25 protein-coding genes are annotated in these 23,725 nt (G+C 72.6%); 10 read left to right on the top strand and 15 right to left on the bottom strand.

Features of this window, described 5'->3' with window-relative positions:
- Positions 1-53: 53 nt before the first annotated feature.
- The 3 genes from IH80_RS0117665 to IH80_RS0117655 all read right to left on the bottom strand — a co-directional run bounded on the left by IH80_RS0117665 (position 54) and on the right by IH80_RS0117655 (position 2,309).
- Positions 54-842, bottom strand: a complete 789-nt coding sequence (locus IH80_RS0117665) for an electron transfer flavoprotein subunit beta/FixA family protein (protein WP_030961545.1) — start codon at positions 840-842, stop codon at positions 54-56.
- 200 nt (positions 843-1,042) lie between these two features.
- On the bottom strand, positions 1,043-1,588 hold the full coding sequence (locus IH80_RS0117660) for a flavin reductase family protein (RefSeq protein WP_030961544.1): 546 nt from the start codon (positions 1,586-1,588) through the stop codon (positions 1,043-1,045).
- Positions 1,589-1,943: 355 nt separating this feature from the next.
- Positions 1,944-2,309, bottom strand: a complete 366-nt coding sequence (locus tag IH80_RS0117655; protein ID WP_051809478.1) for a TlpA family protein disulfide reductase — start codon at positions 2,307-2,309, stop codon at positions 1,944-1,946.
- Between the two features lie 235 nt (positions 2,310-2,544).
- Between IH80_RS0117655 and IH80_RS0117650 the strand changes: the two genes are divergently transcribed.
- Complete coding sequence (locus IH80_RS0117650) at positions 2,545-3,267, top strand: lysophospholipid acyltransferase family protein (protein ID WP_030961542.1); 723 nt, start codon at positions 2,545-2,547, stop codon at positions 3,265-3,267.
- 27 nt (positions 3,268-3,294) lie between these two features.
- Here IH80_RS0117650 and IH80_RS0117645 read toward each other — a convergent pair whose 3' ends face one another.
- The 7 genes from IH80_RS0117645 to IH80_RS0117615 all read right to left on the bottom strand — a co-directional run bounded on the left by IH80_RS0117645 (position 3,295) and on the right by IH80_RS0117615 (position 9,986).
- Complete coding sequence (locus IH80_RS0117645) at positions 3,295-3,699, bottom strand: hypothetical protein (protein WP_030961541.1); 405 nt, start codon at positions 3,697-3,699, stop codon at positions 3,295-3,297.
- 117 nt (positions 3,700-3,816) lie between these two features.
- Positions 3,817-4,419, bottom strand: coding sequence for a transglutaminase-like domain-containing protein (locus tag IH80_RS0117640; RefSeq protein ID WP_030961540.1), 603 nt, complete (start codon positions 4,417-4,419; stop codon positions 3,817-3,819).
- A gap of 89 nt (positions 4,420-4,508) precedes the next feature.
- The gene (locus IH80_RS0117635; protein WP_030961538.1) at positions 4,509-5,570 is read right to left on the bottom strand and encodes a threonine aldolase family protein; all 1,062 of its coding nucleotides are present in this window, start codon (positions 5,568-5,570) and stop codon (positions 4,509-4,511) included.
- Positions 5,567-6,328: an SDR family NAD(P)-dependent oxidoreductase gene (locus IH80_RS0117630; protein ID WP_030961537.1), complete on the bottom strand. Its 762-nt coding sequence runs from the start codon at positions 6,326-6,328 to the stop codon at positions 5,567-5,569. Before IH80_RS0117630 ends, IH80_RS0117635 begins: the two co-directional genes overlap by 4 nt.
- A gap of 26 nt (positions 6,329-6,354) precedes the next feature.
- Positions 6,355-7,761: a DUF6421 family protein gene (locus IH80_RS0117625; protein WP_030961536.1), complete on the bottom strand. Its 1,407-nt coding sequence runs from the start codon at positions 7,759-7,761 to the stop codon at positions 6,355-6,357.
- 81 nt (positions 7,762-7,842) lie between these two features.
- Positions 7,843-8,865 carry an alpha/beta hydrolase gene (locus tag IH80_RS0117620; RefSeq protein ID WP_078906591.1) on the bottom strand — a complete coding sequence of 341 codons (1,023 nt, stop codon included), beginning with the start codon at positions 8,863-8,865 and terminating at the stop codon, positions 7,843-7,845.
- Positions 8,865-9,986 (bottom strand): LLM class flavin-dependent oxidoreductase, encoded by a 1,122-nt coding sequence (locus tag IH80_RS0117615; RefSeq protein ID WP_030961533.1) that lies wholly within the window; start codon positions 9,984-9,986, stop codon positions 8,865-8,867. The genes IH80_RS0117620 and IH80_RS0117615 overlap by 1 nt, the downstream gene beginning before the upstream one ends.
- Before the next feature lie 49 nt (positions 9,987-10,035).
- Between IH80_RS0117615 and IH80_RS0117610 the strand changes: the two genes are divergently transcribed.
- Together IH80_RS0117610 and IH80_RS0117605 are read left to right on the top strand one after the other, a co-directional pair.
- Complete coding sequence (locus IH80_RS0117610) at positions 10,036-10,662, top strand: PadR family transcriptional regulator (RefSeq protein ID WP_037880290.1); 627 nt, start codon at positions 10,036-10,038, stop codon at positions 10,660-10,662.
- 191 nt (positions 10,663-10,853) lie between these two features.
- Positions 10,854-11,546, top strand: a complete 693-nt coding sequence (locus tag IH80_RS0117605; protein WP_030961528.1) for a glycerophosphodiester phosphodiesterase — start codon at positions 10,854-10,856, stop codon at positions 11,544-11,546.
- Positions 11,547-11,560: 14 nt separating this feature from the next.
- Here the strand turns inward: IH80_RS0117605 and IH80_RS0117600 are convergent, their stop codons facing one another.
- Complete coding sequence (locus IH80_RS0117600; protein ID WP_030961527.1) at positions 11,561-12,100, bottom strand: GNAT family N-acetyltransferase; 540 nt, start codon at positions 12,098-12,100, stop codon at positions 11,561-11,563.
- 130 nt (positions 12,101-12,230) lie between these two features.
- On the opposite strand from IH80_RS0117600, the gene IH80_RS0117595 reads away from it, so the two are divergent.
- The 5 genes from IH80_RS0117595 to IH80_RS0117575 all read left to right on the top strand — a co-directional run bounded on the left by IH80_RS0117595 (position 12,231) and on the right by IH80_RS0117575 (position 16,628).
- Positions 12,231-12,800 (top strand): DUF5134 domain-containing protein, encoded by a 570-nt coding sequence (locus tag IH80_RS0117595; RefSeq protein ID WP_030961526.1) that lies wholly within the window; start codon positions 12,231-12,233, stop codon positions 12,798-12,800.
- Between the two features lie 82 nt (positions 12,801-12,882).
- Positions 12,883-13,821: a M56 family metallopeptidase gene (locus tag IH80_RS0117590; protein WP_030961525.1), complete on the top strand. Its 939-nt coding sequence runs from the start codon at positions 12,883-12,885 to the stop codon at positions 13,819-13,821.
- Between the two features lie 45 nt (positions 13,822-13,866).
- Positions 13,867-14,517: a phosphatase PAP2 family protein gene (locus tag IH80_RS0117585; RefSeq protein ID WP_078906590.1), complete on the top strand. Its 651-nt coding sequence runs from the start codon at positions 13,867-13,869 to the stop codon at positions 14,515-14,517.
- A gap of 165 nt (positions 14,518-14,682) precedes the next feature.
- Positions 14,683-15,843: a hypothetical protein gene (locus tag IH80_RS39430; RefSeq protein WP_051809474.1), complete on the top strand. Its 1,161-nt coding sequence runs from the start codon at positions 14,683-14,685 to the stop codon at positions 15,841-15,843.
- 155 nt (positions 15,844-15,998) lie between these two features.
- A complete protein-coding gene (locus IH80_RS0117575; RefSeq protein ID WP_030961520.1) occupies positions 15,999-16,628 on the top strand; it encodes a TetR/AcrR family transcriptional regulator in 630 nt (209 codons plus the stop codon).
- Positions 16,629-16,639: 11 nt separating this feature from the next.
- On the opposite strand, the gene IH80_RS0117570 is transcribed toward IH80_RS0117575, so the two are convergent.
- Positions 16,640-18,136, bottom strand: coding sequence for an LVIVD repeat-containing protein (locus IH80_RS0117570; RefSeq protein WP_051809472.1), 1,497 nt, complete (start codon positions 18,134-18,136; stop codon positions 16,640-16,642).
- A 69-nt stretch (positions 18,137-18,205) separates the two neighbouring features.
- Here IH80_RS0117570 and IH80_RS0117565 point away from each other — a divergent pair, with 69 nt between their 5' ends.
- Together IH80_RS0117565 and IH80_RS0117560 are read left to right on the top strand one after the other, a co-directional pair.
- Positions 18,206-18,901 carry a DUF305 domain-containing protein gene (locus tag IH80_RS0117565; protein WP_107056846.1) on the top strand — a complete coding sequence of 232 codons (696 nt, stop codon included), beginning with the start codon at positions 18,206-18,208 and terminating at the stop codon, positions 18,899-18,901.
- 53 nt (positions 18,902-18,954) lie between these two features.
- The gene (locus IH80_RS0117560; RefSeq protein ID WP_030961514.1) at positions 18,955-20,319 is read left to right on the top strand and encodes an FAD-dependent oxidoreductase; all 1,365 of its coding nucleotides are present in this window, start codon (positions 18,955-18,957) and stop codon (positions 20,317-20,319) included.
- 299 nt (positions 20,320-20,618) lie between these two features.
- Here IH80_RS0117560 and IH80_RS0117555 read toward each other — a convergent pair whose 3' ends face one another.
- From IH80_RS0117555 to IH80_RS0117545, 3 genes are all read right to left on the bottom strand, one after another.
- Entirely contained in the window at positions 20,619-20,969 is a 351-nt protein-coding gene (locus IH80_RS0117555; RefSeq protein ID WP_030961513.1) for an ArsR/SmtB family transcription factor, read from the bottom strand.
- Positions 20,970-21,099: 130 nt separating this feature from the next.
- The gene (locus IH80_RS0117550) at positions 21,100-22,209 is read right to left on the bottom strand and encodes an NADH:flavin oxidoreductase/NADH oxidase (RefSeq protein ID WP_030961512.1); all 1,110 of its coding nucleotides are present in this window, start codon (positions 22,207-22,209) and stop codon (positions 21,100-21,102) included.
- Positions 22,210-22,288: 79 nt separating this feature from the next.
- Complete coding sequence (locus IH80_RS0117545; RefSeq protein ID WP_030961510.1) at positions 22,289-23,629, bottom strand: wax ester/triacylglycerol synthase family O-acyltransferase; 1,341 nt, start codon at positions 23,627-23,629, stop codon at positions 22,289-22,291.
- Between the last annotated feature and the right edge of the window lie 96 nt (positions 23,630-23,725).

The raw sequence follows: 23,725 nt of genomic DNA, 5'->3' as shown, positions 1-23,725 counted from the left end.
GCTCTCCTGCGATTGCGAAGTGTCTGGGGGCTACTGAGGGGTGACCGAAGCTCTTAGATGAACTTCTGGCCGGCCAGGAACTCGGCCAGCTGCTTGCCGCCCTCGCCCTCGTCCTTGACGATCGTGCCGGCGGTACGGGCCGGGCGCTGCGCCGCGGAGTCGACCGCGGTCCAGGAGCCTTCCAGGCCGACCTCGTCGGCCTCGATCTCCAGGTCCTCCAGGTCCCAGGACTCGACCGGCTTCTTCTTCGCGGCCATGATGCCCTTGAAGGACGGGTAGCGGGCCTCGCCCGACTGGTCCGTCACCGAGACGAGCGCGGGGAGGGAGGCTTCCAGCTGCTCGCTCGCGCTGTCGCCGTCACGGCGGCCGGTCACGGTGCCGTCCTCGACCTTGACCTCGGAGAGCAGGGTGGCCTGCGGGACGCCCAGGCGCTCGGCCAGGATCGCCGGGAGGACGCCCATGGTGCCGTCGGTGGACGCCATGCCCGTGATGACCAGGTCGTAGCCGGCCTTCTCGATGGCCTTGGCGAGCACCAGCGAGGTGCCCATGACGTCCGTGCCGTGCAGGTCGTCGTCCTCGACGTGGATGGCCTTGTCGGCGCCCATCGACAGCGCCTTGCGCAGCGCGTCCTTGGCGTCCTCGGGGCCCACCGTCAGCACGGTGATCTCGACGTCGTCGTCCGAATTCTCGGAGATCTGCAGCGCCTGCTCGACGGCGTACTCGTCGAGCTCCGACAGCAGGCCGTCGACGTCGTCACGGTTGACGGTCAAGTCCTCGGTGAACTGCCGGTCGCCGGTGGCGTCGGGCACGTACTTCACACAGACAACGATCCTCAGGCTCACGCCGGCTCTCCTACCGCATCGTCTTTTCGTGTACCGCCTTATGCAGGCAGCATAGGCGCCTTCTCGGGCGGATCCCGATCGGGGCGGGCCACGCTCCGAAGGGAATGTTACTCGTCAGTACACCGTGGGTCCCACCAAGTCGCAAGGTCGGTGAACTGTGATCTGCCCAACGCCGGCCGGCCCGCCCCAGCAGGGACGATTCAGTCGCGCAGCGCGTTGAAGCGCCCCTGGTGGTACAGCAGCGGACGGCCCTCTCCGGCCGGATCGCCCACGACGGCCTGCGCGATGATCACACGGTGCTCCCCGGCGGGCACCCTCGCCACCACCCGGCAGACCAGCCACGCCAGCACGCCGTCCAGCACCGGGACCCCGTGCGGGCCGACGGCCCAGCCGGTGTCCGGCCCGAACCGGTCGGCCCCACTGCGCGCGAACAGGCCCGCCAGCTCCCGCTGGTGCTCGCCGAGTATGTGGACGCCGAGGTACTCGCTGTCGCGCACCGCCGGCCAACTGGAGGCCCCGGTGCCGATCGTGAAGGACAGCAGAGGCGGGTCCGCGGAGACGGAGTTGAGCGAGGTGGCGGTGAAGCCCACCGGGCGGCCGCCGTCCTGGGACGTGATCACGGCGACTCCGGCGGCGTGCTGCCGGAAGACGGAGCGCAGCAGGTCGGGCGAGCCGGGACGGCCGGCGCCGGAACCGGAAAGGGGGGAAGCGGCCGTGGGGACCGTCGGGACGGTCGGAGCACTCATCAGGGTTCTGCCTTCTGCCGCAGGACACGCGGGCACAGTCGGGATCAGGGCCGGGGCGTTCAGTGATCCGGACAGCGCGCGCTCGCGTGGCGGACGAGGTCCACATGGACCCGTCCGTGGAGCAGGAGTTCATACCGCATACCGTCAGCGTGGCGATCTCCCGTGGACCCAGTCAAGCGGGATCGGGCAGATGTCAGACGCGTCACGCGGTGTGCGGGCGTGCACACCGGCGCGTCCGGTCCTCCGGCCACGGCCCGGGGGCCGCCGCCGGACTCACCGGTCGGCACACGGCGCCGCCGCGTCACTCGGAGGCTCCTCGTCATGCGCGGGCTTCTCGCCGTACTCGGGCTCCTGGTCATACGGCGGCGCCGAGCGCGGCGATCACGTCGACCTTCCGGGGCATGCCTGCCGCCCGCCGCACGATCCGGCCGGTCGCGTCCAGTACGAGCACGGTCGGGGTCTTCTCGATCCCCAGCGACCGCACCAGGTCGAGCCGGTCCTCGGCGTCGATCTCGACGTGCACGACCCCGGCGACCATCCCCGCGACCTCGGCGAGGATCCGCCGCGTGGCTCTGCAGGGCTGGCAGAAGGCGCTGGAGAACTGCACCAGAGTGGCCCGGCGGCCCGGCTGCACGCCCAGTTCCGCGGCGTCCAGGAACCCCGGCACCCCGCCGCCCGCGTCGTCCTGTCCGCGTTCCTGCCCGTCTTCCCGCCCGAGCATCCGCACTCCCGTCACACCGTCGCCTTCGTCCACGCACATGATCGTCGTACGCTCGTACGTGGATGGGACACCCGACGGGGCCCGGACATTCCCGGCGTGACGAGAATCTCCCCGGGCAGGGGCGTCTGGACTGGCCAGCGGCCCTCGTTTGGGGCACCATCCCCAATGGTCGCGTACCTACGCTTCCGTAACTTCCGGCCGGGAGCACCTCCCCAGGCAGAAAGCGGGTCTCCCGATGGCTGAGCTCGTCTACCCTCCGGTGATCGGCGCCGCGCACGGGCTGTTCCGCGCGCTGGACATCCGCATCGACATGAAGGGCACCGAGAACATCCCCCGCAAGGGCGGTGCGGTCCTGGTGTCGAACCACATCGGCTACCTCGACTTCATCTTCGCCGGGCTGACGGCGCGGCCGCAGAAGCGCCTGGTGCGCTTCATGGCGAAGGAGTCGGTGTTCCGGCACAAGGTGTCCGGTCCGCTGATGCGCGCGATGAAGCACATCCCGGTGGACCGCAAGCAGGGCGAGACGGCGTACCAGCACGCGCTGGACTCGCTGCGCTCCGGTGAGATCATCGGGGTCTTCCCCGAGGCGACGATCTCCCAGTCCTTCACCCTGAAGAGCTTCAAGTCGGGTGCGGCCCGCATGGCGCAGGAGGCCGGCGTACCGCTGATCCCGGTGGCGCTGTGGGGTACGCAGCGCCTGTGGACCAAGGGCCGTCCCAAGAACTTCAAGCGCAGCCACATCCCCGTGACCCTGCGCGTGGGGGAGCCGATCGAGGCCCCCACCGACCAGTACGCGGGAGCGATCACGCGGCGGCTGCGCGAGCGCGTGCAGGAGCTGCTGGACGCGGCCCAGCGCGCCTACCCGGAGAAGCCGCGGGGCCCCGAGGACACCTGGTGGCTGCCGGCCCACCTGGGCGGTACGGCGCCCACCGCGGCCCAGGTCCGCGAGGCGGGCTGAGCCCGCCCCACCCGCCTGGGCGGCGGCTCAGGCCGGGTAGGTCCGGCCGTCGTCGGCCGGGTCGCGCGGAGGTCCGCAGGGAGCGGTGATGCACTGCCACTGCGGCTCCTCCTTCGGACGGTGCTTCCCGTGGTCGGAGCCGGCCTTGCCGGGGGGACCGCACGGGGCGGTGATGCACTGCCACTGCGGCTCCTTCGGACGGTGCTTCCCGTCGTTCGAGCCGCCCTTGCCCGGACGCTCCTTGCCCCGTGCGCCGTCCTTCTGCCACGCGCCGTGGCGGTTCCCGCCCGGCGCGTCCTTCTCCGCCACGACGTCGTGCGGGACCGCCTGCGGGGCGGCGAACGCGGTCGTGGGGACCAGTACGGCTCCGGCGGCCAGGGCGGTGGTGGCCGCGAAGAGGGCCAGGCGTCGGGGGCGAAGGGGGTGGGTCATGACGGTTCTCCTCGGACGAGAGGGCGGAACGGACACCTCCAGTACGCCCCGCCCCCCGCCGCCCGTCACGCCCCGGCATCACGTGGCTTGACACCCCGGCCCCCGTCGGCCGCGGCGTCACCGGAGCGCCGTCGGCAGCCTTCGCCACAGGTCCTGGCGATCGGTGGAATCCTTCAGCGCCGCGAGCACGGCCGGGTGCGGGGCCGCGTACAGCTCGGGGTGGTCGACCTCGCCCAGCTCCGGGCGGACGGGGAAGGCCAGGCGCTCCTCGACGAGGTCGAAGCGCGCGTCCACCCCCGGCCTGTTGCCGCGCGGGTCGAGCCGGCTCCAGCGGTCACCTCCGGGCAGGCGCAGGGCGATCAGCCCGTGGACGAGCGGGTGCGAGCCGTCGTCGTCGGCGAGGCGCTGGTAGCACAGCCCGGCCGGTATCCCCTGGGCGCGCAGCAGGGCGACCAGGGCGTGCGACTTCGCGTGGCAGATGCCGTTGCGCGTGCCCAGCACCTCGGAGGCCCGCCAGGCGACCCGCGGGTCGCCCGAATCGGCCGAGTGCGGAATGTCGTCGCGAACGTACTCGAAGGCCGCCTGGGCGTATGAGTATGCGTCGCCGGTGGCGGACCAGAGCCGGTCCGCCGCTTCCAGCACCACGGGATGCCAGTGGTCGATGGCCTCATCCGAGGCCAAGTACGCGAAGAGGTGGGGGCTTTGCTGGATCAGCTGCATGGCCCGGAGCATAGGTGTGCCACCCATCGCGAATCAATCATTTTGCGAGGGGTGGCATACCTATGCGGTTGCGTCCAGAGGTCGGCCGACTAGCGGGCGAGCTCCTCCTTCAGGGCCTGGAGGAAGCCGTCGACGTCCTCCTCCTGGGTGTCGAAGCCACACATCCAGCGGACGTCGCCCGCGGCCTCGTCCCAGAAGTAGAAGCGGTAACGCTTCTGCAGACGCCGGGACACCTCGTGCGGCAGCCGTGCGAACACCGCGTTCGCCTGCACCGGGTAGAGGATCTCCACGCCGTCGGTCTCCCGGACACCGGCCGCGAGCCGCTGCGCCATGTCGTTGGCGTGGCGGGCGTTGCGCAGCCACAGGTCCTTGGCGAGCAGCGCTTCCAGCTGCACCGACACGAAGCGCATCTTCGACGCGAGCTGCATCGACATCTTGCGGATGTGCTTCATCTGCCGGGCCGCGTCCGGGTTGAGCACGACGATGGCCTCGCCGAACATCATCCCGTTCTTGGTGCCGCCGTAGGACAGCACGTCGACGCCGACGGTGTTGGTGAAGGTGCGCATCGGCACGTCGAGCGAGGCCGCGGCGTTGGCTATCCGGGCGCCGTCGAGGTGGACCTTCATGCCGAGCCCGTGGGCGTGCTCGCAGATGGCCTTGATCTCGTCCGGCGTGTACACCGTGCCGAGCTCGGTGTTCTGGGTGATCGAGACGACCTGCGGCATGGCGCGGTGCTCGTCCTCGAAGCCCCAGGCCTCCTGGTCGATCAGCTCGGGCGTGAGCTTGCCGTCAGGGGTGGGCACGGCGAGCAGCTTGAGGCCGGCCATCCGCTCCGGCGCGCCGCCCTCGTCCACGTTGATGTGGGCGCTCTTGGCGCAGATCACGGCGCCCCAGCGGTCGGTCATCGCCTGCAGGGCGGTGACGTTCGCGCCGGTGCCGTTGAAGACCGGGAAGGCCTCCGCGTACGCACCGAAGTGGCTGCGGATGATCTTCTGCAGGTGCTCGGTGTACTCGTCCTCGCCGTAGGAGATCTGGTGACCTCCGTTGGCGAGGGCGAGGGCCTCCAGGATCTCCGGATGGACCCCCGCGTAGTTGTCGCTGGCGAAGCCGCGCACTGCCGGGTCGTGGTGCCGGCGGGCATCGGTCTTCACGGTTGCGGAGTGAGCCACAGACGCTGTCCGTTCACATCGATGGCGGGCCGCTCCCACACGCCGGCGATGGCCTCGGCCAGCTCCTTCACGTCGGTGAAGCCCGCGAACTTCGCATTGGGACGCTCGGCGCGCATTGCGTCGTGCACCAGTGCCTTGATGACCAGGATCGCAGCTGCCGCGCCGGGACCCTCGTCACCCCCCGCCTTGCGGAAGGAGTCCGCCATGGCGAGGGTCCAGGCCTCGGCGGCCGCCTTGCCCGCGTTGTACGCGGCGTTGTTGGCGACCGGCTTGTGCGCGCCGGACTGGCTCACCAGGACGTAGCGCCCGCGGTCGCTGCGCAGCAGCCCGTCGTGGAAGGCGAGCGAGGTGTGCTGGACGGTGCGGATCAGGAGCTTCTCCAGGAAGGCCCAGTCGGCGAGGTCGACGTCGGTGAACGTCTTGCTGCCGCGCCAGCCTCCGACGAGGTGGACCAGTCCGTCGACCCGCCCGAACTCCTTCTCGGTCTGCTCGGCCCAGGCCTTGGTGGCGTCCAGGTCGAGCAGGTCCACGGTGTCACCGGTGATGGTGGCGCCGCCGTGGGCGTAGCGGGCCGCGTCCACGGCCTCCGCGAGCCGGGCCGGATCGGCGTCGGACGCGACGACCACCGCTCCCGCCTCGGCGAGGCGGAGCAGGGCGGCGCGGCCGGCGGGCCCGCCGGCCCCGGCCACCGCCACCACCGCTCCGCTCAGCTTCCCGTTGCCGTTCCCGGAGCCGTTCATCTGTGCAGCCTCCTGTGGGCGAGTGCTCACGCGGCGACCCGCTCGGCGTGCTCTGCGTTCAGAGCGGTGATGCCCTTGGTCGAGGCGATGGTGCCCTTGAGCTTCTTGGCGAGCGCCTCAAAGAACATGCTGAGCGGAAACTCGTCCGGAAGCACGTCGTCGACGAGCTTGCGCGGCGGCTGCGTCAGGTCGAGCGCGTCGGCGCCCTTGGCCCACTTGGAACCCGGGTGCGGGGCGAGGTAGGTCGAGACGAGCTCGTAGGCCTTGAACCAGTGGACCAGCTTCGGGCGGTCGATGCCGGCCCGGTAGAGGTCCTCGATCTCGGCGCAGAGCTGGTTGGTGACCTGCGGGGCGCGCATCCAGTCGATCTTCAGCTTGTTGTCCGTCCAGCGCACGACGTCGTGCTTGTGGAGGTAGGCGAAGAGCAGCTGGCCGCCGAGACCGTCGTAGTTGCGGTTGCGGTCGCCGGAGACCGGGAAGCGGAACATCCGGTCGAAGAGGACGGCGTACTGCACGTCACGGCCGTGCTCGTTGCCCTCGGACTCCAGCTTCACCGCCTCCTTGAAGGCGGTGAGGTCGCAGCGCAGCTCCTCCAGGCCGTACATCCAGAACGGCTGGCGCTGCTTGATCATGAAGGGGTCGAACGGCAGGTCGCCGTGGCTGTGGGTGCGGTCGTGGACCATGTCCCACAGGACGAAGGCCTTCTCGCAGCGCTCCTGGTCGTCGACCATGCGTGCGATGTCCTCGGGCAGGTCGATGCCCAGGATGTCGACGGCGGCCGCGGTCACCTTGCGGTAGCGGGCGGCCTCGCGGTCGCAGAAGATGCCGCCCCAGGTGAAGCGCTCGGGGGCCTCGCGGACGGCGATGGTCTCCGGGAACAGCACGGCGGAGTGCGTGTCGTAGCCGGGGGTGAAGTCCTCGAAGGTGATGCCGAGGAAGAGCGGGTTGTCGTAGCGGGTGCGCTCCAGCTCGGAGAGCCACTCGGGCCACACCATCTTCAGCACGACGGCCTCGAGGTTGCGGTCCGGGTTGCCGTTCTGCGTGTACATCGGGAAGACGACGAGGTGCTGCAGGCCGTCGGCGCGCTCGGCGGCCGGGTGGAAGGCCATGAGGGAGTCGAGGAAGTCCGGCACGCGGAAGTCGTCCGCGGCCCACTTGCGCAGGTCGGCGACGAGCGCTTCATGGTACGCGGTGGCGTGCGGGAGCAGCGGGGACAGCGTCTCGACGGCGCCGATCACGCGCTCGACCGCGGCCAGGACGGTGGCGCGGGCGTGCTCACCCTCCACCTCGAAGTCGATGGAACCGTCGGCCGCCTGCCAGGGGCGGATCTCCTCCACGGCGGCCTTGAGCTCGGGCCACGCAGGGTGGTCGACCACCCGCGCCCCAGCGGATATCACGGCACCGCCGACGCCCGGCACAAGAGTTTCCGTCATGTCACTTCCTCCACAGGAGAACCTCACGTCCGCACAGCGTATGCGCGCGAGGCTCTCCTACTCAAGAGGTGATTCGGGAAATTATCCTGCGTCACCCCCCGCTTCACCGAAAGTCTTCCCGTTCATCAGGGTGGAACTGATAGCTCCGCCCAGTCGCGCCAAGGCTTCACATGCCTGTGGCAGTACCCCGGCCAGTCCCAGGAAGCCGTGGAACATGCCGGGGTGGCCATCCAGAACCGACCGGATCCCGCTCCGGGTCAGCCGCCGGTGGTACGCACGGCCGTCGTCCAGCAGCGGATCGCACCCGGCGACCACCAGGTGGGCGGGCGGCAGCCCGGCGGGGTCGGCGCGCAGCGGGGAGGCCAGCGGGTGCCGGGCGTCGCCGCCGGGACCGAGGTACTGCTCCCAGAACCAGCGCATGTGCGCGGCGGTCAGGAAGCAGCCCTCGGCGGCGCTCCGGTACGACCCGCTGTCCTGGGCGGCGTCCAGCGCGGGGTAGACCAGTGCCTGGAGCGCGACGGCCGGTCCCCCGCGCTCACGGGCCAGCAGCAGCGAAGCGGCCGCCAGGTTGCCGCCCGAGCTGTCCCCGGCCACGACCAGGGCGCCCGGATCGCCGCCCAGCCCGTCCACGTGGGCGCCGGCCCAGCACAACGCGGCGTGGGCGTCCTCCACGGCGGCCGGGAAGCGGTGCTCGGGAGCCCTGCGGTAGTCCACCGAGACCACGACCGCACCGGCCGCCCGGGTCAGGTGACGCGCGAGGGTGTCGTGGGTGTCCAGGTCGCACAGGACCCACCCCCCGCCGTGGCAGAACACGACCGTCGGACGGGGCCCGGGCCACCGCCCGGGATCGGGCCGGTAGATCCGCACGGGTACGGGCGGGGCGCCCGGCGGCCCGGGTACGGTCCGGTCCGCCACGGCCCCCACGCGCGGCGGGCCGCCGGACGGGCGCGGCGCGGCCGCCAGGATCCGCCGGGCCTCGTCGGCCCGGGTGACACCGCGGCCGAGGTCCGGGAAGGAGGCAGCGAGGGCGTCGGCGTACGGCAGTGCGGCCGGGTCCAGACGGTTCCGGGCCGCGGACGCCCCGGGCTCCGGACGGCCGCCCATCACAGGCTCCGGAAGTACGGTATGACCTTCTCGCCCCACTGGCGCAGGGTCTCCATGCACGCTTCCTGCTCCACCGTGCCCATCTGGATCAGGCACATGATCTCGTCGGCCCCGGCCGCCCGGAGCCGCTCCACGTAGGCGATGGCGTCGTCGGCGGTCCCGTAGGCGTGGTCGGCGTTGAAGGTGGCCGTCGAGGTCGGCCGGACCGGGATGTCCAGCTCGTGCAGGCGTGCCACCACCTGCTCGGCGGCCCTGCGCATCTCCCCCGGCTCGTCGGCGCCCGCGACCACGGCCTCGTCCGGGACGCCCGCACCGCCGTACCAGTGGCCGATGGACTGGGCGAAGAAGCGCTGGCCCCGGGTCCCGATGCGCCGCGCCTGCTCGCCGTCGTCGAGCACGATGGTGGGACACAGGACGGAGAAGTGGTCGTTCACCACCGTGGACACGAAACGGCTCCCGTCGCGCCCGGCGATCGCGGCGTCGTAGACGGACCGCATCTGCGCGATCGAACCGGGCCCGGCGAAGCCCATCACCAGTGCTCCGATGCCCAGTTCGGCCGCCTGGACCAGGGTGTCGCTCCGGCTGCACGCCAGGAACAGCGGCGGGTGCGGGGTCTGCCGCGGCCGCGGCAGGATGGGGTGGGGGTCGATGTCGATCAGTTCACCGTGGTACTCCAGCTCCTCCTCCTGCCAGGCCCTGCCGATGATCCGCAGGGCCTCCTCGACCTCCGCCGCGGTCCGCTCCTTGTCCACCCCGCACAGCGAGGTCTCCTGTTCGGTGCCGCCGCGCCCGGCGCCGAGGTCGAGGCGCCCGCCGCAGAGCAGGTCGAGCATGGCGGCCCGCTCGGCCACCCGCACCGGATGGTTGAAGTTGAAGGGCATGCACACCACGCCGTGCCCGATGCGTATGGTGCGCGTCCTGGCCGCGACCCAGGTCAGGAAGACCTCGGGGGCCGACATGTGGGCGTACCACTTCAGGGAGTGGTGCTCCACGGCCCAGATCCGGTCGAATCCCATGCGCTCGGCGAGCACGGCCTGCTCGACGCAGTCATGGATGACCTGGTGTTCCCGTTCGACGGTCGGGTCGGCCAGCTGGGCCTCGAAGATGACGGAGAACTTCACGGTGCCTCCAGGGTTGCGTCCCGTGCCCGGTCCTACTTCAATGCGGAATATGACTAGTAGTCATAAGTCGAAGAAGCAAGACCTTCCGCCGACCGCGTGGGCCGTCCTCGGCCTGCTGTCCTTCCCCGGCGAGCGGACCGGTTACGAGCTGAAGAAGTGGGCGGACTCCTCGCTGCGCTTCTTCTACTGGTCGCCGGCCATCAGCCAGATCTACGCGGAGCTGCGCCGTCTGGAGGAACTGGGGTACGCGTCCTCCGCGCGCTCGGGGCCCGAGGAGGCGCGGGCCAAACGCCGCTACGCCATCACCGCGGCCGGGCGCGAGGCCCTGTCCGGCTGGGCCGCCGACCCCACGGAGGCCGGACCCCCGGTGCTCAAGCACGGGCTGCTGCTGCGGGTCTGGCTCGGCCACCTGGCCGAACCGGCGCGGCTGCGCGCGATGGTCGGCGAGCACCTGGAACGCACCCGGGAGGAGCTGGCCGCCGTACGGGAGGCCGCACAGGAGGCGGCCGGTGTGCCGGAATGGGCCTTCCCGGCCCTGGCGCTGCGCTGGAGCGAGCGGCAGCATCTGGCCGAACTGGAGCTGGGCGAGGCCCTGTTGGCCGACCTGGCGGAACTCACCGCGCGGGACGGGACGCCAGGGCGTCAAGCCGGTGGGGACGCGCCCACGCCCGGGTGACGCGGCAGGGCCGCGGGCGCCCGTCCGGGGGCGCACAACCCTGGCGGGAAGCGGTCGGTGACGCTTCGGCGGGGCCGTGCACGCACGGTCCCTATCCACGACCGGCGCACTAGCATGCGACCTCATCGCGCGCGGCCGGTCGGGACACCGCGACCGCGCGGGGAGCCGCCGTCGACGGAAGCGAGAGAACCTTGACTTTCCTCACCATCGGTCACCGCGGGGTCATGGGTGTCGAGCCTGAGAACACCCTGCGGTCGTATCTCCGAGCGGAACGTTCCGGCATGGACGGGATCGCCCTGGACCTCCGGCTCAGCAAGGACGGCGTCCTCGTCGCCGTGCACGACCCCGAGGTGGACCGGACCACCGACGGCTCGGGAGCCGTGGCCGACCTGACCCTGGCCGAGCTGCGCGGGCTGGACGCCGGTCAGGGCGAGCGCGTACCCGTGTTCGAGGAGGTGCTCGACGCGGTCCGCTCGCCGCTGCAGGTGGCGGTCGAGGACCGGGCGGCGGCCGGGGCGCTCGCGGAGCTGCTCCTGCGCCGCGACCTGGTCTCCCGGGTGGAGATCGCCTCCGCGGACGAGGCGGTGCTCGCCGAGGCGGCCCGCCGGGTGCCGGGCGTGCGGACCGCCCTGTTCGTGGAGTCCCTCGGCGCGGGAACCGAGGCCGTCGTGAGCCGCGCGCTGGGCGCGGGCGCGGCCACGATCTCCCTGGACATCCACCGGATCTCCCTGGAGGCGGTGGAGGCGGCGCACGCGGCGGGCCTGCGGGTGACCGGCCTGGCGGTCAACACCCTGGACCAGCTGCGGCTGGCGCGGGCGCTCGGACTGGACGGCGTGACCACGGACTTCCCGGAGATCCGCAGCACGGGCCGTTTCACCGCCTGAGCGGCGGAAGGCCCCTAGAGTGGCTTGACGAGGAGCTCGAAGGCGAGGTCGTCGCGGCGCGGGATGCCGAAGCGCTCGTCGCCGTAGGGGAAGGGGCTCAGCTCGCCGGTGCGCCGGTAGCCGCGGCGCACGTAGTAGGCGATGAGCTCCTCCCGCACGTTCACCACCGTCATCCGCATCTCCCGGGCGCCCCACGTGTCACGCGCGCGGCGCTCCGCCTCGGCGAGGATCTCCTTGCCGAGGCCGGCGCCCTGGAGGCCCGGGCGGACGGCGAACATCCCGAAGTAGGCGTGGTCGCCACGGTGTTCGATGTGGCAGCAGGCGACGAGCTCGCCCGCCCGCTCGACGACGAGGAGGACGCCGTCCCGGCTGTCGATGACGGCGCGGACCGCGTCCGGGTCGGTGCGCTGTCCGTCCAGGTAGTCGGCCTCGGTGGTCCATCCGGCCCGGCTGGCGTCCCCGCGGTACGCGGACTCCACGAGCGCCACCAGTTCCGGTACGTCCGCCTCGACGGCGTTGCGGAAGCTGAGGGCTGCGGGCTGGGCGGTCGACATGGGCGCTCCGTTCGGTGCGGTGGCATATGACATGCCTGGGACGGCGGGGAGAGCCTATCCCCGGGCCGCGTGAGCACTGCGCGAGGAGGGCATCTTTCCACGTGACGCCGACGAACCGGGAGGTTCCGCCGTGCACGGATCCGCCTCGTCCCTGTCCGCCTCCCTCTCCTCCTGGCTGCTGGTCCTCTTGTGCGCGGTGAGCGGCGCGTACTGCCTGCGGCGGGCGCACGGGTCGGGCGGGGCCGCCGCCGGGGAGGCGGTGATGGGGTTCGGCATGGCGCTGATGGCGGTGCCCCTCGGCAGCGGCGGCGCGTGGCGGCAGCCCGTGCTCGGGGTGGTCTTCTGCGCCGCGGCCCTGCACGCCCTGTGGCTGCTGCGGGGCGGGGCGCACCACGCCCACCACCTCGTGGGTTCGCTGACGATGGTCTACATGACCGCCGCGCCGGTGGCCGGGGGCGGCCACGGGCACGGCGCGGGGCCGCCCCTGCTGACCGGGAGCCTCCTGCTCTACTACGCCGGCTACGTGGTGCTCGGCGGAACGCGGCTGCTCACCGCGGGCGGTCCGGTCCCCGCGCCCTCAGCCCCGTCCGCGTCGCCCCCGCCCGCGCCCGCGCCCGCGCACGGCGCGCCCACGGAGCTCGCCAGGGCGTGCCGACTCGCCATGGGAATGGGGATGTTGGCGATGCTGCCGTCGATGTGACGGGGCCCTCGAAACGTGTCCTGCGTCACCAATGCCCCCGTCTCATACCCGCAGGTAGCCGCTCGCTCATAGGCTGGTGGCCATGATGGTCCCCGCCGCCCTCCTTGCGCTCGGCGCCCTGACCGCGCTGCTCGCTCCCCGTCTGCTGGCCCGGGCCCAGTGGCCCGAGCGCGAGCCGGTGGTGGCCCTGTGGGTGTGGCAGTGCGTCGTCGGCGCGGTGCTGCTGTGCTTCGGACTGTCCATGCTGCTGAGCGCCGCCGCGGCCTGGCAGGCCGTCCGGGGCCGGCTCTTCGCCGCCGCCCCGCACGGGGTGGTCGACGCCTACGCCCTCGGCCCGTCCGGCGGCCCCTGGGCCGCCGTCACCGCCCTCGCCCTCGCGGGCGGCGGTCTGTGGACGGCGGCGATGCTGACCGGCGAGGTGCTGCGGGCGCGGGCCAGGCGGCGCGCGCAGGGCAGCGAACTGCTGGAGCGGGCCCCGCTGCTGCCGGGGGAGGACCCCGTGGGCGCGCGGCTCGTCGTACTGGAGGGTCCGCGGCCGGACGCCTGGTGGCTGCCGGGTGCGGCTCCGCAGCTGGTGGTCACGACGGCGGCGCTGGGCCGGCTCAAGGGCAGCCAGCTGGACGCCGTGATGGCACACGAGCAGGGGCACGCGACGGCCCGGCACGACTGGCTGCTGCACTGCTCCCGGGCGCTGTCCCGGGGCTTCCCGCAGGTGCCGGTCTTCGCCGCCTTCGAGGCGGAGATGCACCGCCTGGTGGAGCTGGCCGCGGACGACATGGCCTCGCGGCGGTTCGGCCGGCTCACGGTCGCCCTGGCGCTCGTCGGACTCAACGAGGACCGCGGGGTGTTCGCGGCCTCCTCGGCGCCGGAGGCGCACGTTCCGCAGCGGGTGCGCAGGCTGCTGTCGGCCGCGCCCAGGCTCTCGCCGGGCCGCCGGCTGCAGCTGACGGCGCTGGCCACGCTGGTGCCGGCGATCCCCCTGCTCGTGGCCTTCGTACCGGGGCTGAGCGCCCTGACGTAGTGGTGCCCGGCCCCGTCCGCCCGGCGCCGGTGCAAGGATCGCCCTATGCGGAACGATCTATTTCGTTGGGTGGGCATCGGCTGTGCGCTGCTCGTGGGGCTACTGACCGCACTGGTGGTGGCGGGCTGGCAGCCGCTGCCGGCCTACGACGAACGGGTGGCGCGGGACCTGCACGCCCATGCCGTCACCCACCCCGGGGTCACGTGGTCCATGCGGGTGCTGTCCGACTGGGTCTGGGACCCGTGGACCATGCGGGTGCTGGCCGCCGTGGCCTTCTTCCTGCTGTGGCGGCGCGACGACCGCGAGCGGGCCGTGCGGGTGGCGCTGGCGGTGGTGGCGGCATCAGTGGTGCAGCAGGGGCTGAAGGCGGCGGTGGGGCGGGAGCGTCCGGTGTGGTCGGACCCGGTGGACTCGGCGCACTACGCGGCCTATCCGTCCGGCCACGCCCTGACGGCGACGGTGGTGTGCGGGATGCTGCTGTGGCTGATGCCCCGCCCGGCCCCGGGGTGGGCCCCGGCCGCCTGGGCCGCGGCGGCCGTCACGGTGCTCGGCGTCGGCTTCACCCGGCTCTACCTCGGCGTGCACTGGTTCTCGGACGTGCTGGCGGGCTGGCTGCTGGGCGCCGCCATGGTGGTCCTCGCGGCGTCGGTGTGCGTCCGCGGCCGCAGACCCGTCCGGCGTCCGCAGGAACGCTGAGGGAGCGGCCCCGGGGCCGGCCGCCCCGGGGCCGATCGGCGTACCCGCCACATCGTTTCTGCGGTGAAACCCGTCGGCCGACCGAGCGAGCGGGCCGCCGCGCGGGCGCGCCCCCGCCGCTGCGGACGCCCATCGTGGAGCCGCGATCCGAGCGAGGGAGGCCCGATGGCGGACGTGCAGGGTGGGCCACCGGCCGGGAAGGGGTGGCTGGGGCAGGCGAAGGGCTGGCTCCGCGTCCGGATGCCGTTCAGCGCGTCCCGCGCGGAGATGGGCCCGTGGGAGCAGAAGGAAGGGCTGCGGGCGAGGATCTCCGAGCTGGAGGCCATCCTGGACGCCCTGTTGACCCGGGCGTCGGCCGACCCGGAGCGACGCGATCTGGCCCCGGCCTACGCGGAGAGGGCCGTCGAGGGGCTCCGCCAGGCCCGCTCGGTGCTGGAGCACCACTCGCATCCGCGCGTACGGCGGGCGGCGCACCTCGGGGTCGCCCAGTCGCACGTCGACACGACCTTGAACCTCATGGTCTGGATGGCCTCCGGCGAGGACATCAAGGCGCTGCTCCCACAGATGCTGGCGCTGATCGACGAGCACTTCGCGGCCGACGACCCGCGGCGCATCCGGGCGGCGGAACTGGCCCGGAAGATCCAGCACGACGAGCTGGATCCGAACACGCCGGCCGCCGCCCTCACGCCGAGCGAGCGCGCTTTCCTCGCCGAGACGGTCAGCCACGCCAGACGGCTCCTGCGCAGGGAGACCCTCCGCGTCCGCAGCTTCGTGTGGATCACCGTCTCCGTGACCGGAGCCCTGTTCCTGGCCGCGACCGCCGTCGCGGTCATGACCTTCGCGTGGAAGAACGCGATCCCGCTCTGCTTCACTCCGGAGAGCGGCGGCGAGTACGAGGTGGTGTGCCCGACGTACAGCGCGGACACCGGCAGGACGCCGCCGACCACCGCCATGATCGCCGACACGGCACGGAAGTACGACTACATCGTGGTCGAGACCGTCGGCGTCGTGGCCGCGGCCATCGCCTCCGCTGCGAGCCTGCGGCGGATCAGGGGGACCGCACTGCCGTACAACGTACCGGTCGTCCTCGCCCTGCTGAAGCTGCCGACCGGAGCCCTCACGGCTCCCCTGGGACTGCTCCTCATGCGCGGCGGCTTCGTTCCGGGCCTCAGCGCGCTGGACTCCACGGCTCAGATCATCGCGTGGGCCATCATCTTCGGCTACTCCCAGCAGCTGTTCACCAAATTCGTGGACAGCCAGGGGCAGGCCGTTCTGGACGCCGTCCGCGGGCCGAACGGCATGGCGACGACGACACCGCAGCCCTGAGGCCGGACCCGCTTACGGCGCGCGGCCGGGCCCTTGGAGCCGGGGCGGGCCGGTGAGTGGCGTGGCCTGCCCTGGATGATCCCCCGTGTCACCCAGAGCAGGCGACCCCGTGCGCTGAGTATATTGGCCGTGAGCCAGTCAACGCAGGAGTAAGCATGTCCCCGCGCAGCGCATCGGTCAATGAAGAATTGCGCAGACGTTCCCGGGAGCGACTGCTGCGGTCCGCGGTGGAGCTCGTCGCCGAGCGCGGTTACGAGGCGACGACCCTCGGCGACATCGCCGACCGGGCGGGCGCGGCGCGCGGCCTGGTCTCGTACTACTTCCCGGGCAAACGGCAGTTGCTGCAGTCGGCCGTGCACCGGCTGATGCACCTCACCCTGTACGCCGCGCTGGAACGGGAGCCCCGCAGCGAGGACGGGCGCGAGCGGCTCGCGCGGGCCATCGACGCGATCCTGGGCCTCGCCCGGGACGAACCGCTGCTGATGCGGACGCACATGGCGGGCATCCTCACGGCCGAGGGCTTCGTGCAGTGCCCGGAGCAGCAGCGGCTGGCCGAGCTGTTGCGGGACACCGTCGCCCGGTACGGCTCACAGGACGTGGACGCGGACTACCCGCTGCTGCGCGCCCTGCTGATGGGCGCGGTGGTGGCGGTGCTGCTGCCCGGGGCCCCGATGCCGGCCGCCCGGCTGCGGGCGGAGCTGTTCCAGCGCTACGGGCTGGACTGGGACCTCGGTGTTCCGCCGGACGGCGGGCCGCCCGGCGGAACGTTCCCCTCACACCCCTGATCTCACGCGGTTCAGCGGTACTCGGGCTGGGTCTGTACGTTCAGCCGGTCCAGGCGGACCCGCTTGGCACTGTCGGTGCGCTTGTCGTCGAGCCGCAGCACGTCGAGGCCCTTGGCGATGTCGTTCGAGTAGATGTGTCCGTTGTAGTAGTACGCCGACCAGGACCCGCCCAGGTTCAGCCGGTCCGTCGTCAGCGGTCCCCGCTCGAAGTAGGCGATCTCCCGGGGCCGGGACGAGTCGGTGAACTCCCACACCGAGACGCCGCCCTGGTACCAGGCCTGCACCATGATGTCGCGGCCGCCGCCGACCGGGATCAGCGAGCCGTTGTGGGCCACGCAGTTCTCGGTGTCGGCCTGGTGGCGCGGGATCTTGAAGTAGCTGCGGAAGACGAGCTTGCGCTGGTCACCGCGGCCGGCGATGTCGTAGATCCCGTCGGCGCCCCGGTCGGGGCCGGTGGCCTCGTTGCAGGTGGCGCCGCCACCGCCGCCGAGCTCGTCGGTGAACACCACCTTGTTCGCACGCTCGTTGAAGGTGGCCGAGTGCCAGAACGCGAAGTTCACGTTGTCCTGCACCCGGTCGATGACGCGCGGCTGCTCGGGCCTGCTGATGTCGAAGAGGATGCCGTCGCCCATACAGGCGCCGGCGGCCAGGTCCTTCGAGGGCAGCACGGTGATGTCGTGGCAGCCGGTTGTCTTGGATACGCCGGGGTTGGTGGGCGCGCCCGGGTTGCCGCCGTCGGGGAAGAGCACCGGGAAGGCGACGACCGCCGCCTCGGTCGGGCTCTTCTTCGGGACCTTCACCACGGAGATGCCGTCGTGCGGCGGCTTGCAGTCGGGGAAGGCCTCGTTCGGCGAGTAGGAGGCGACGTAGAGGTAGATGTCCTTGCGGCCGGGAACGAGGGTGTGCGTGTGGGAGCCGCAGGCCGTCTCGACGGATTTGACGTACCGGGGGTTCTTCTTGTCCTTGATGTCGAAGATCTTGATGCCCTCCCACGAGGACTTCTCCGTCGCGGGCTGCGAGACGCTGTTGCAGGAGTCGTCGCTGCGCGAGGAGTCGGTGGAGAGGAAGAGCAGGTCGCCGTCGACGGAGATGTCGTTCTGCCCGCCGGGGCAGAGCACCTCGGTGATCTTCTTCGGCGCCTTGGGGTTGGCGATGTCGTAGATGGTGAAGCCGTTGTAGTTGCCCGCGTAGGCGTACCTGCCCTGGAACGCGAGGTCCGTGTTGATCGCCGTGGCATCGGTGGAGGGGATGTTGGCCAGGGGCTTGATGTTGGCGCTGTGCACGATCTCGTCCTGGCCGGGGATGTCGCCCGGGGCGAGTTGCGGGCCGTCGAGGGTGCCCGCGCCCTGATGGTTGCCGTGGCCGGGCGTCAAATCGCCGGGGTCTGGGGTGGCCGCCGCCGGCCCGGCCGCGAGGAGGGTCGTGAGGAGACCGGCCGCGAGAACGGCCACCCCCACCCTCCTGCTGCCCACTGTCCTGGTGCGTAGTGAGGTCACTGTGCCTCCCATGGGAGCCCGATCGGTTCCGTCCGCAGGGGAACGGAACCAGGACCCCGGCAGTATCTTCCCTTCATGGACATGGCAAAAGACCTCCGGGGCATCGCGGCCTTGTCCGCGCGGCCTCTCCGGTTCGCCGCGGTGGCGGCGACCGCCTGCCTCCTGCTGACGCTCACCGCCTGCCAGGACGACGGAGCGGACCGGGCCGACGACGGGCCGGCCTCGATCGTCGCGCCGGGCAGACCCGGCGAGACCTCACGCACCCTCACCCCCGAACAGGCCGCCCGGGCGAAGCCCGACGACAGCCCGAACGCCGCCGACCACGCGTACGTGCAGCGCATGATCGAACACCACCGGCAGGCCCTGACGATGAGCGCACTGGCTCCCGAACGGGCGGCGGCGGAACCGGTCAAACGGCTGGCGGAACGGATCACCGCCGCCCAGAACCCCGAAATCGGTGCCATGCAGAAATGGTTGGACCGCCATCCGGCACCGGCGGCGGGCTCCGGCACCGCAGCACCCGGGCACGGACACGCCCACGACCACGGCTCGATGCCGGGCATGGCGACCGCGCAGCAGCTCGAGGAGCTGACCGCGGCCAGGGGCGCCGACTTCGACCGGCTCTTCCTGAAGCTGATGACCGCCCACCACGAGGGGGCCCTGACGATGGCGGGCGAGGCGCTGGCCGGCGGGAACAACGTCGCCGTCGAGGAGATGGCCAACGAGGTGGTGGCCACGCAGAGCGCCGAGATCCACCGGATGCGCACGATGGGCTGACCGAGCGGGCGTGCCGGTGCCATGCTGGAACCACCTGCGGGAGGAGCTCCGCCGTGCTTCGTGTCGCCGTCGTCGGATCGGGCCCCAGCGGGGTCTACGCGGCCCAGACGCTGGTCCAGCAGCGCGAGGTGCCCGGGGTGCTGGTCGACGTACTGGACCGGCTGCCCGCCCCGTACGGGCTGGTGCGGTACGGGGTCGCACCGGACCACGAGAAGATCAAGTCGCTGCAGGGCAGCCTGCGCACCGTGCTGGAGGACGAGCGGATCCGCTTCCTCGGCAACGTCGAGGTCGGCGGGACCGCCCTGCCCGCGCAGCGGCTGCTGGAGCTGTACCACGCGGTCGTGTACTGCGTGGGCGCGGCGCGGGACCGGATGCTGGGCATCCCCGGCGAGGAACTGGCCGGGGTGCACTCCGCGACGGCCTTCGTGTCCTGGTACAGCGGGCATCCGGACGCCGCCGCCGAGGCCTTCGGCCTGCCCGGGGTCGACGCGGCGGTGGTGGTCGGGGCGGGCAACGTCGCGGTGGACGTGACCCGGATCCTGGCCCGCGGCACGGCGGAGCTGGCTCCGACGGACATGCCGCAGCCGGCCCTCGGTGCGCTCGCGGACAGCGGGGTGCGCAAGGTCTCCATGGTGGCCCGGCGCGGGCCCTCCCAGGGCAGGTTCACCACGAAGGAACTGCGCGAACTGGGCACGCTGCCGGGCGTGGACATCGGGGCGGACCCGGCGGAGCTGGCGCTGGACCCGATGTACGCCGACCCGGGCGCGGCCGCCGCACTGCCGGCGGTGGCGCGGCGCAACCTGGAGGTGCTGCGCGGCTGGGCCGACGAGGAGCCCGGCCGGGAACCGCGCCGCATCGCGCTGCGGTTCTATCTGCGCCCGGTGGAGATCCTCGGCGGGCCCGGTGGCCGCGTCGCCGGGGTGCGCTTCGAGCGGACCGCCCCGGACGGGCACGGCGGGGTGACCGGGACGGGCGTCCACGAGGACGTCGGGGCGCAGCTGGTGCTGCGCTCGGTGGGGTACATGGGCGTCCCGCTGACGGGGTTGCCGTTCGACCCGGCGAGGGGCACGGTTCCGCACGCCGCGGGGCGGGTGCTGCGCGCGGGCCGGGCCTCGGTCGGCGAGTACGTGGCGGGCTGGATCAAGCGGGGCCCGACCGGAGTGATCGGAACGAACCGTCCGTGCGCGAAGGAGACCGTGTCCTCACTGCTCCAGGACGCGGGTGCGCTGGCCCGGCGCGAGCTGCCGGACGACCCGCTGGCCGCCCTGCGGGCGGCGGGCCTGCACCCGGTGGAGTGGCCTGGCTGGCTGGCCATCGAGTCGGCCGAGGAGGATCTGGGCCGCTCCCTGGGCCGACGCACCGTCAAGATCCCGGACTGGACCGGCCTGTTGGACGCGGCGGGCGCGGACCCGGCGTAGGCGGCCCTCCCCCGGCCTCCGGCTGGTCGTCCCTCCGCGGACGTGCGTCCGGGTGCCGTCCGGCCGGACCTGCCCCGTCCGGGGAGCGTGGCCGTGCCGCCCCGGGTGCGCGGGGGCGGGGGGCGCGGGTGCGCGGGCCGGTCATGTCGCCGGAAGGCCCGGAGCGGCTACGGCCTGCCGGTGAACCGCGGTGTCCGAACCCCTGGTCCGCACCGAGGAGACCACCGCCGAAGGCGTGCCGGTGACCGGCGACGGCACCCCCGCGGCCGTGACCGGCGGTGGGACCGCCGGACCCGCGGTCAGGTGGACGCGAGCCGCTCCGCCTCGGCGGCTGCCGCCGTCAGGACGCTGTCGAGGAGGCCCGGGAACAGGGCCTCCAGGTCGTCGCGGCGCAGGGCGTTCAGTTTGGTGGTGCCGCGGTAGGCCTGGCGTACGACACCGCTCTCGCGCAGGACGCGGAAGTGGTGCGTGGTCGTGGACTTGGTGACCGGCAGGTCGAAGTGCGAGCAGGCCAGGTCGTCCGCCGAGGCGGCGAGGTCCAGGACGATGGAGAGCCGCACCGGGTCGGAGAGCGCGTGCAGCACGCCCTCCAGGCGGATCTCGGCCGCCTCCGGGTGGGCCAGGGTGCGGGAGGTGTCCCGATCCGTCATGTCCCTGCTCCGCTCACTCGGCTTGGTCCGGCCCCCATGGTACGAGAGGTGTCGAAGGAGTCGTGCGCGTCGCGGGAACCGGCGGGAGCGGCCGGTGCGGCCGCGGCCCGGGGCCGCGGCCGCACAGCCGTCACCAGGACCGGTGGTACTGCTCGGGCGTCCGGATCGACGCGCCGAGCTCTTCGGCGGCGCGGCGGGCCCAGAAGGGGTCGCGCAGCAGTTCGCGGCCCAGCAGGACCGCGTCGGCCTCGCCGTTGGCCAGGATCTTCTCGGCCTGCTCCGGTTCGGTGATCAAGCCGACGGCGGCCACCGGGAGGGTCGTCTCGGCCTTCACCCGGGCGGCGAACGGCACCTGGTAGCCGGGGCCGACCGGGATGGTCACCCCGGGAGCGAGGCCACCGGTGGAGACGTCGAGGAGGTCCACGCCGTGCTCCTGGAGGAGCCGGGCCAGGCGCACGGTCTCGTCGGCGGTCCAGCCCTCCTCCTCCAGCCAGTCGGTGGCGGAGATCCGGAAGAGGAGCGGGAGTTCCTCGGGCCACACCGCCCGGACGGCGTCGACGACCTCCAGGGCGAAGCGGGTCCGGTTCTCGAAGGATCCGCCGTAGGCGTCGGTGCGCCTGTTGCTGTGCGGGGAGAGGAACTCCCCGATGAGGTAGCCGTGGGCGCCGTGGATCTCGACGACCTCGTAGCCCGCCGCGAGGGCCCGCCCGGCGGCGGCCGCGAACTGGCCGGTGATCTCGGCGATCTCATCGACCGTCAGCTCGTGCGGGACGGGGTGGCCCTCGGCGAACGGCACGGCGCTCGGGGCGACCGGCCGCCAGCCGTGCGCGTCGGGGCCGACCGGCGCGCCGCCGGTCCAGGTCCGGTCCGTGGACGCCTTGCGGCCGGCGTGGGCGATCTGGATGCCTGGGACGGTCCCCCGGGCCTTGAGGAAGCCGGTGATCCGGCGCAGGGCCTCGACCTGGGTGTCGTTCCAGATGCCGAGGTCGTACGGGGAGATGCGGCCCTCCGGGGAGACCGCGGTGGCCTCCTGGATGATCAGGCCGGTCCCGCCGGTCGCGCGGGCGGCGTAGTGGGCGAAGTGCCAGTCGCCGGCGACGCCCGCGTCCGGCCCGAAGGCCTCGGCGCTGTACTGGCACATCGCGGCCATCCACACGCGGTTCGGGATGGTGACCGACCGCAGGGTGCAGGGCTCGAACAGGGCGGCGAAAGTGGCGGGTACGGCGGGGGCAGCACTCATCGGGGCTCTCCAGAGGTCACCGGGCGCGCCGGGATCGGCGGCTAAGTACGAGACTCACCATACTACGAACCTCCTCGTACTACGAGACCTCTCGTACAAGTGCGTCGAGCTCGGCCCGCAGCGCCCCGGTCAGCGCCGCCAGGTCCGGAACCGCGGCCGCGTCGGCGACCAGGCCGTAGTGGACCGTCCCCTTGTAGGTGGAGACCGCGACCGCCAGCGACTGGCCGCGGGCCAGCGGGGCGAGCGGGTAGACCTCGTGGACCCGGCTGCCGCCCAGGGAGAAGGTGAGGCCGGGCAGCGGGACGCTGGTGACGAGGATGTCGTAGAGCAGCCGGGCCGCCTGGGCGACCAGGGGCCCGCCGAGCCGGTGGCCGAGCGGGTGGACGTGGTCCGCGAGCAGGGCGACGGCCCCGGCGCCCCGGGCGGGCCCGGCGTCCTTGTTGCGGTCCATGCCCATGCGTACGCGGTCCAGCCGCCGCAGCGGGTCGGGCTCGGCGAGCGGCAGCCGGAGCAGGTAGCCGGAGAGCCGGTTCCCGGCGCCTTCGCCGTCCCGGGGTCCGCGGCGGCGTGACACGGGGATCAGGGCCCGCGGTCCGGCGCCCAGGGGTTCGGGGTCGCCGCGCCCGGCCAGCCAGCGCCGCAGGGCGCCCGCGACCAGGGTGATCAGCACGTCGTTGACGGTGCCGCCGGCCCCCTTGCGGATCAGGTTGACCTCGTCGAGGTCGAGCGCGAGACCCGCGACGGTACGGCTGCCCGAGCCCGCGGGACCGGCCGTGAGCGCGGCGGGGACCCCGAGCGGCAGCCCGCCGCGGGCCATGGCGGCACCGATCTCCAGGGCCTGGCCGACGCCCTGGACCCTGGCGGCCAGGGCTCCCGGGAGCCGGCTCAGGACGGACCCGGCCCGCTGCCCGGGAACCGGGCGCACCGGGGCCCGCGGCCCGGGGACCTCGTCGAACAGCGCGGCCGCGAGGGCGAGTGCGCCCAGGCCGTCGGCGAGGGCGTGGTGGAACTTGAACAGCACCGCGAAGGAGTCCGGATCCGGCCCGGCCAGGACGTGCGCCTCCCACGGCGGCAGCTCCCGGTCCAGCGGGCGGGCCATCAAGGGGCCGGCGGCCTCGTGCGGGCAGGTCAGGTCCGTGCGGACGAGGTAGACGTGCCGGGCCGGATCGAAGCCGGGGTCCGGCGACCAGGCGGCGGCGCCGAGGGGCAGCAGCACGTCGCGGATCCGGCGGCGCAGGCCCGGGACGGCCGCACAGCGCGCGGTCAGGAGCGCGGCGGCGCGCTCGGCGGCGTCCCCGTCGCCCGGCCCCGGGTGCCCGGGGGTGCGGAAGACGGCGAGGGCGCCGAGATGCATGGGGTGGTCGGCGGATTCCATCCGCCAGAAAGCGAGGTCGAGCGGAGACAGGTACTCGGTGGCCACGTACGTCCTCTCACGCGCGGCAGCAGTGGCTTGAAGTCAACCCACTGCGAACACCCCCATGCAAGGCGCAATCATTTCCGAGCGGTAAATGATCGG

This window comes from Streptomyces sp. NRRL S-378, from assembly GCF_000720645.1.
Taxonomy (GTDB): Bacteria; Actinomycetota; Actinomycetes; order Streptomycetales; family Streptomycetaceae; genus Streptomyces.
The sequence above is the reverse complement of the archived record's forward strand: the minus strand, read 5'-3'. Positions and strand labels throughout refer to the sequence as shown.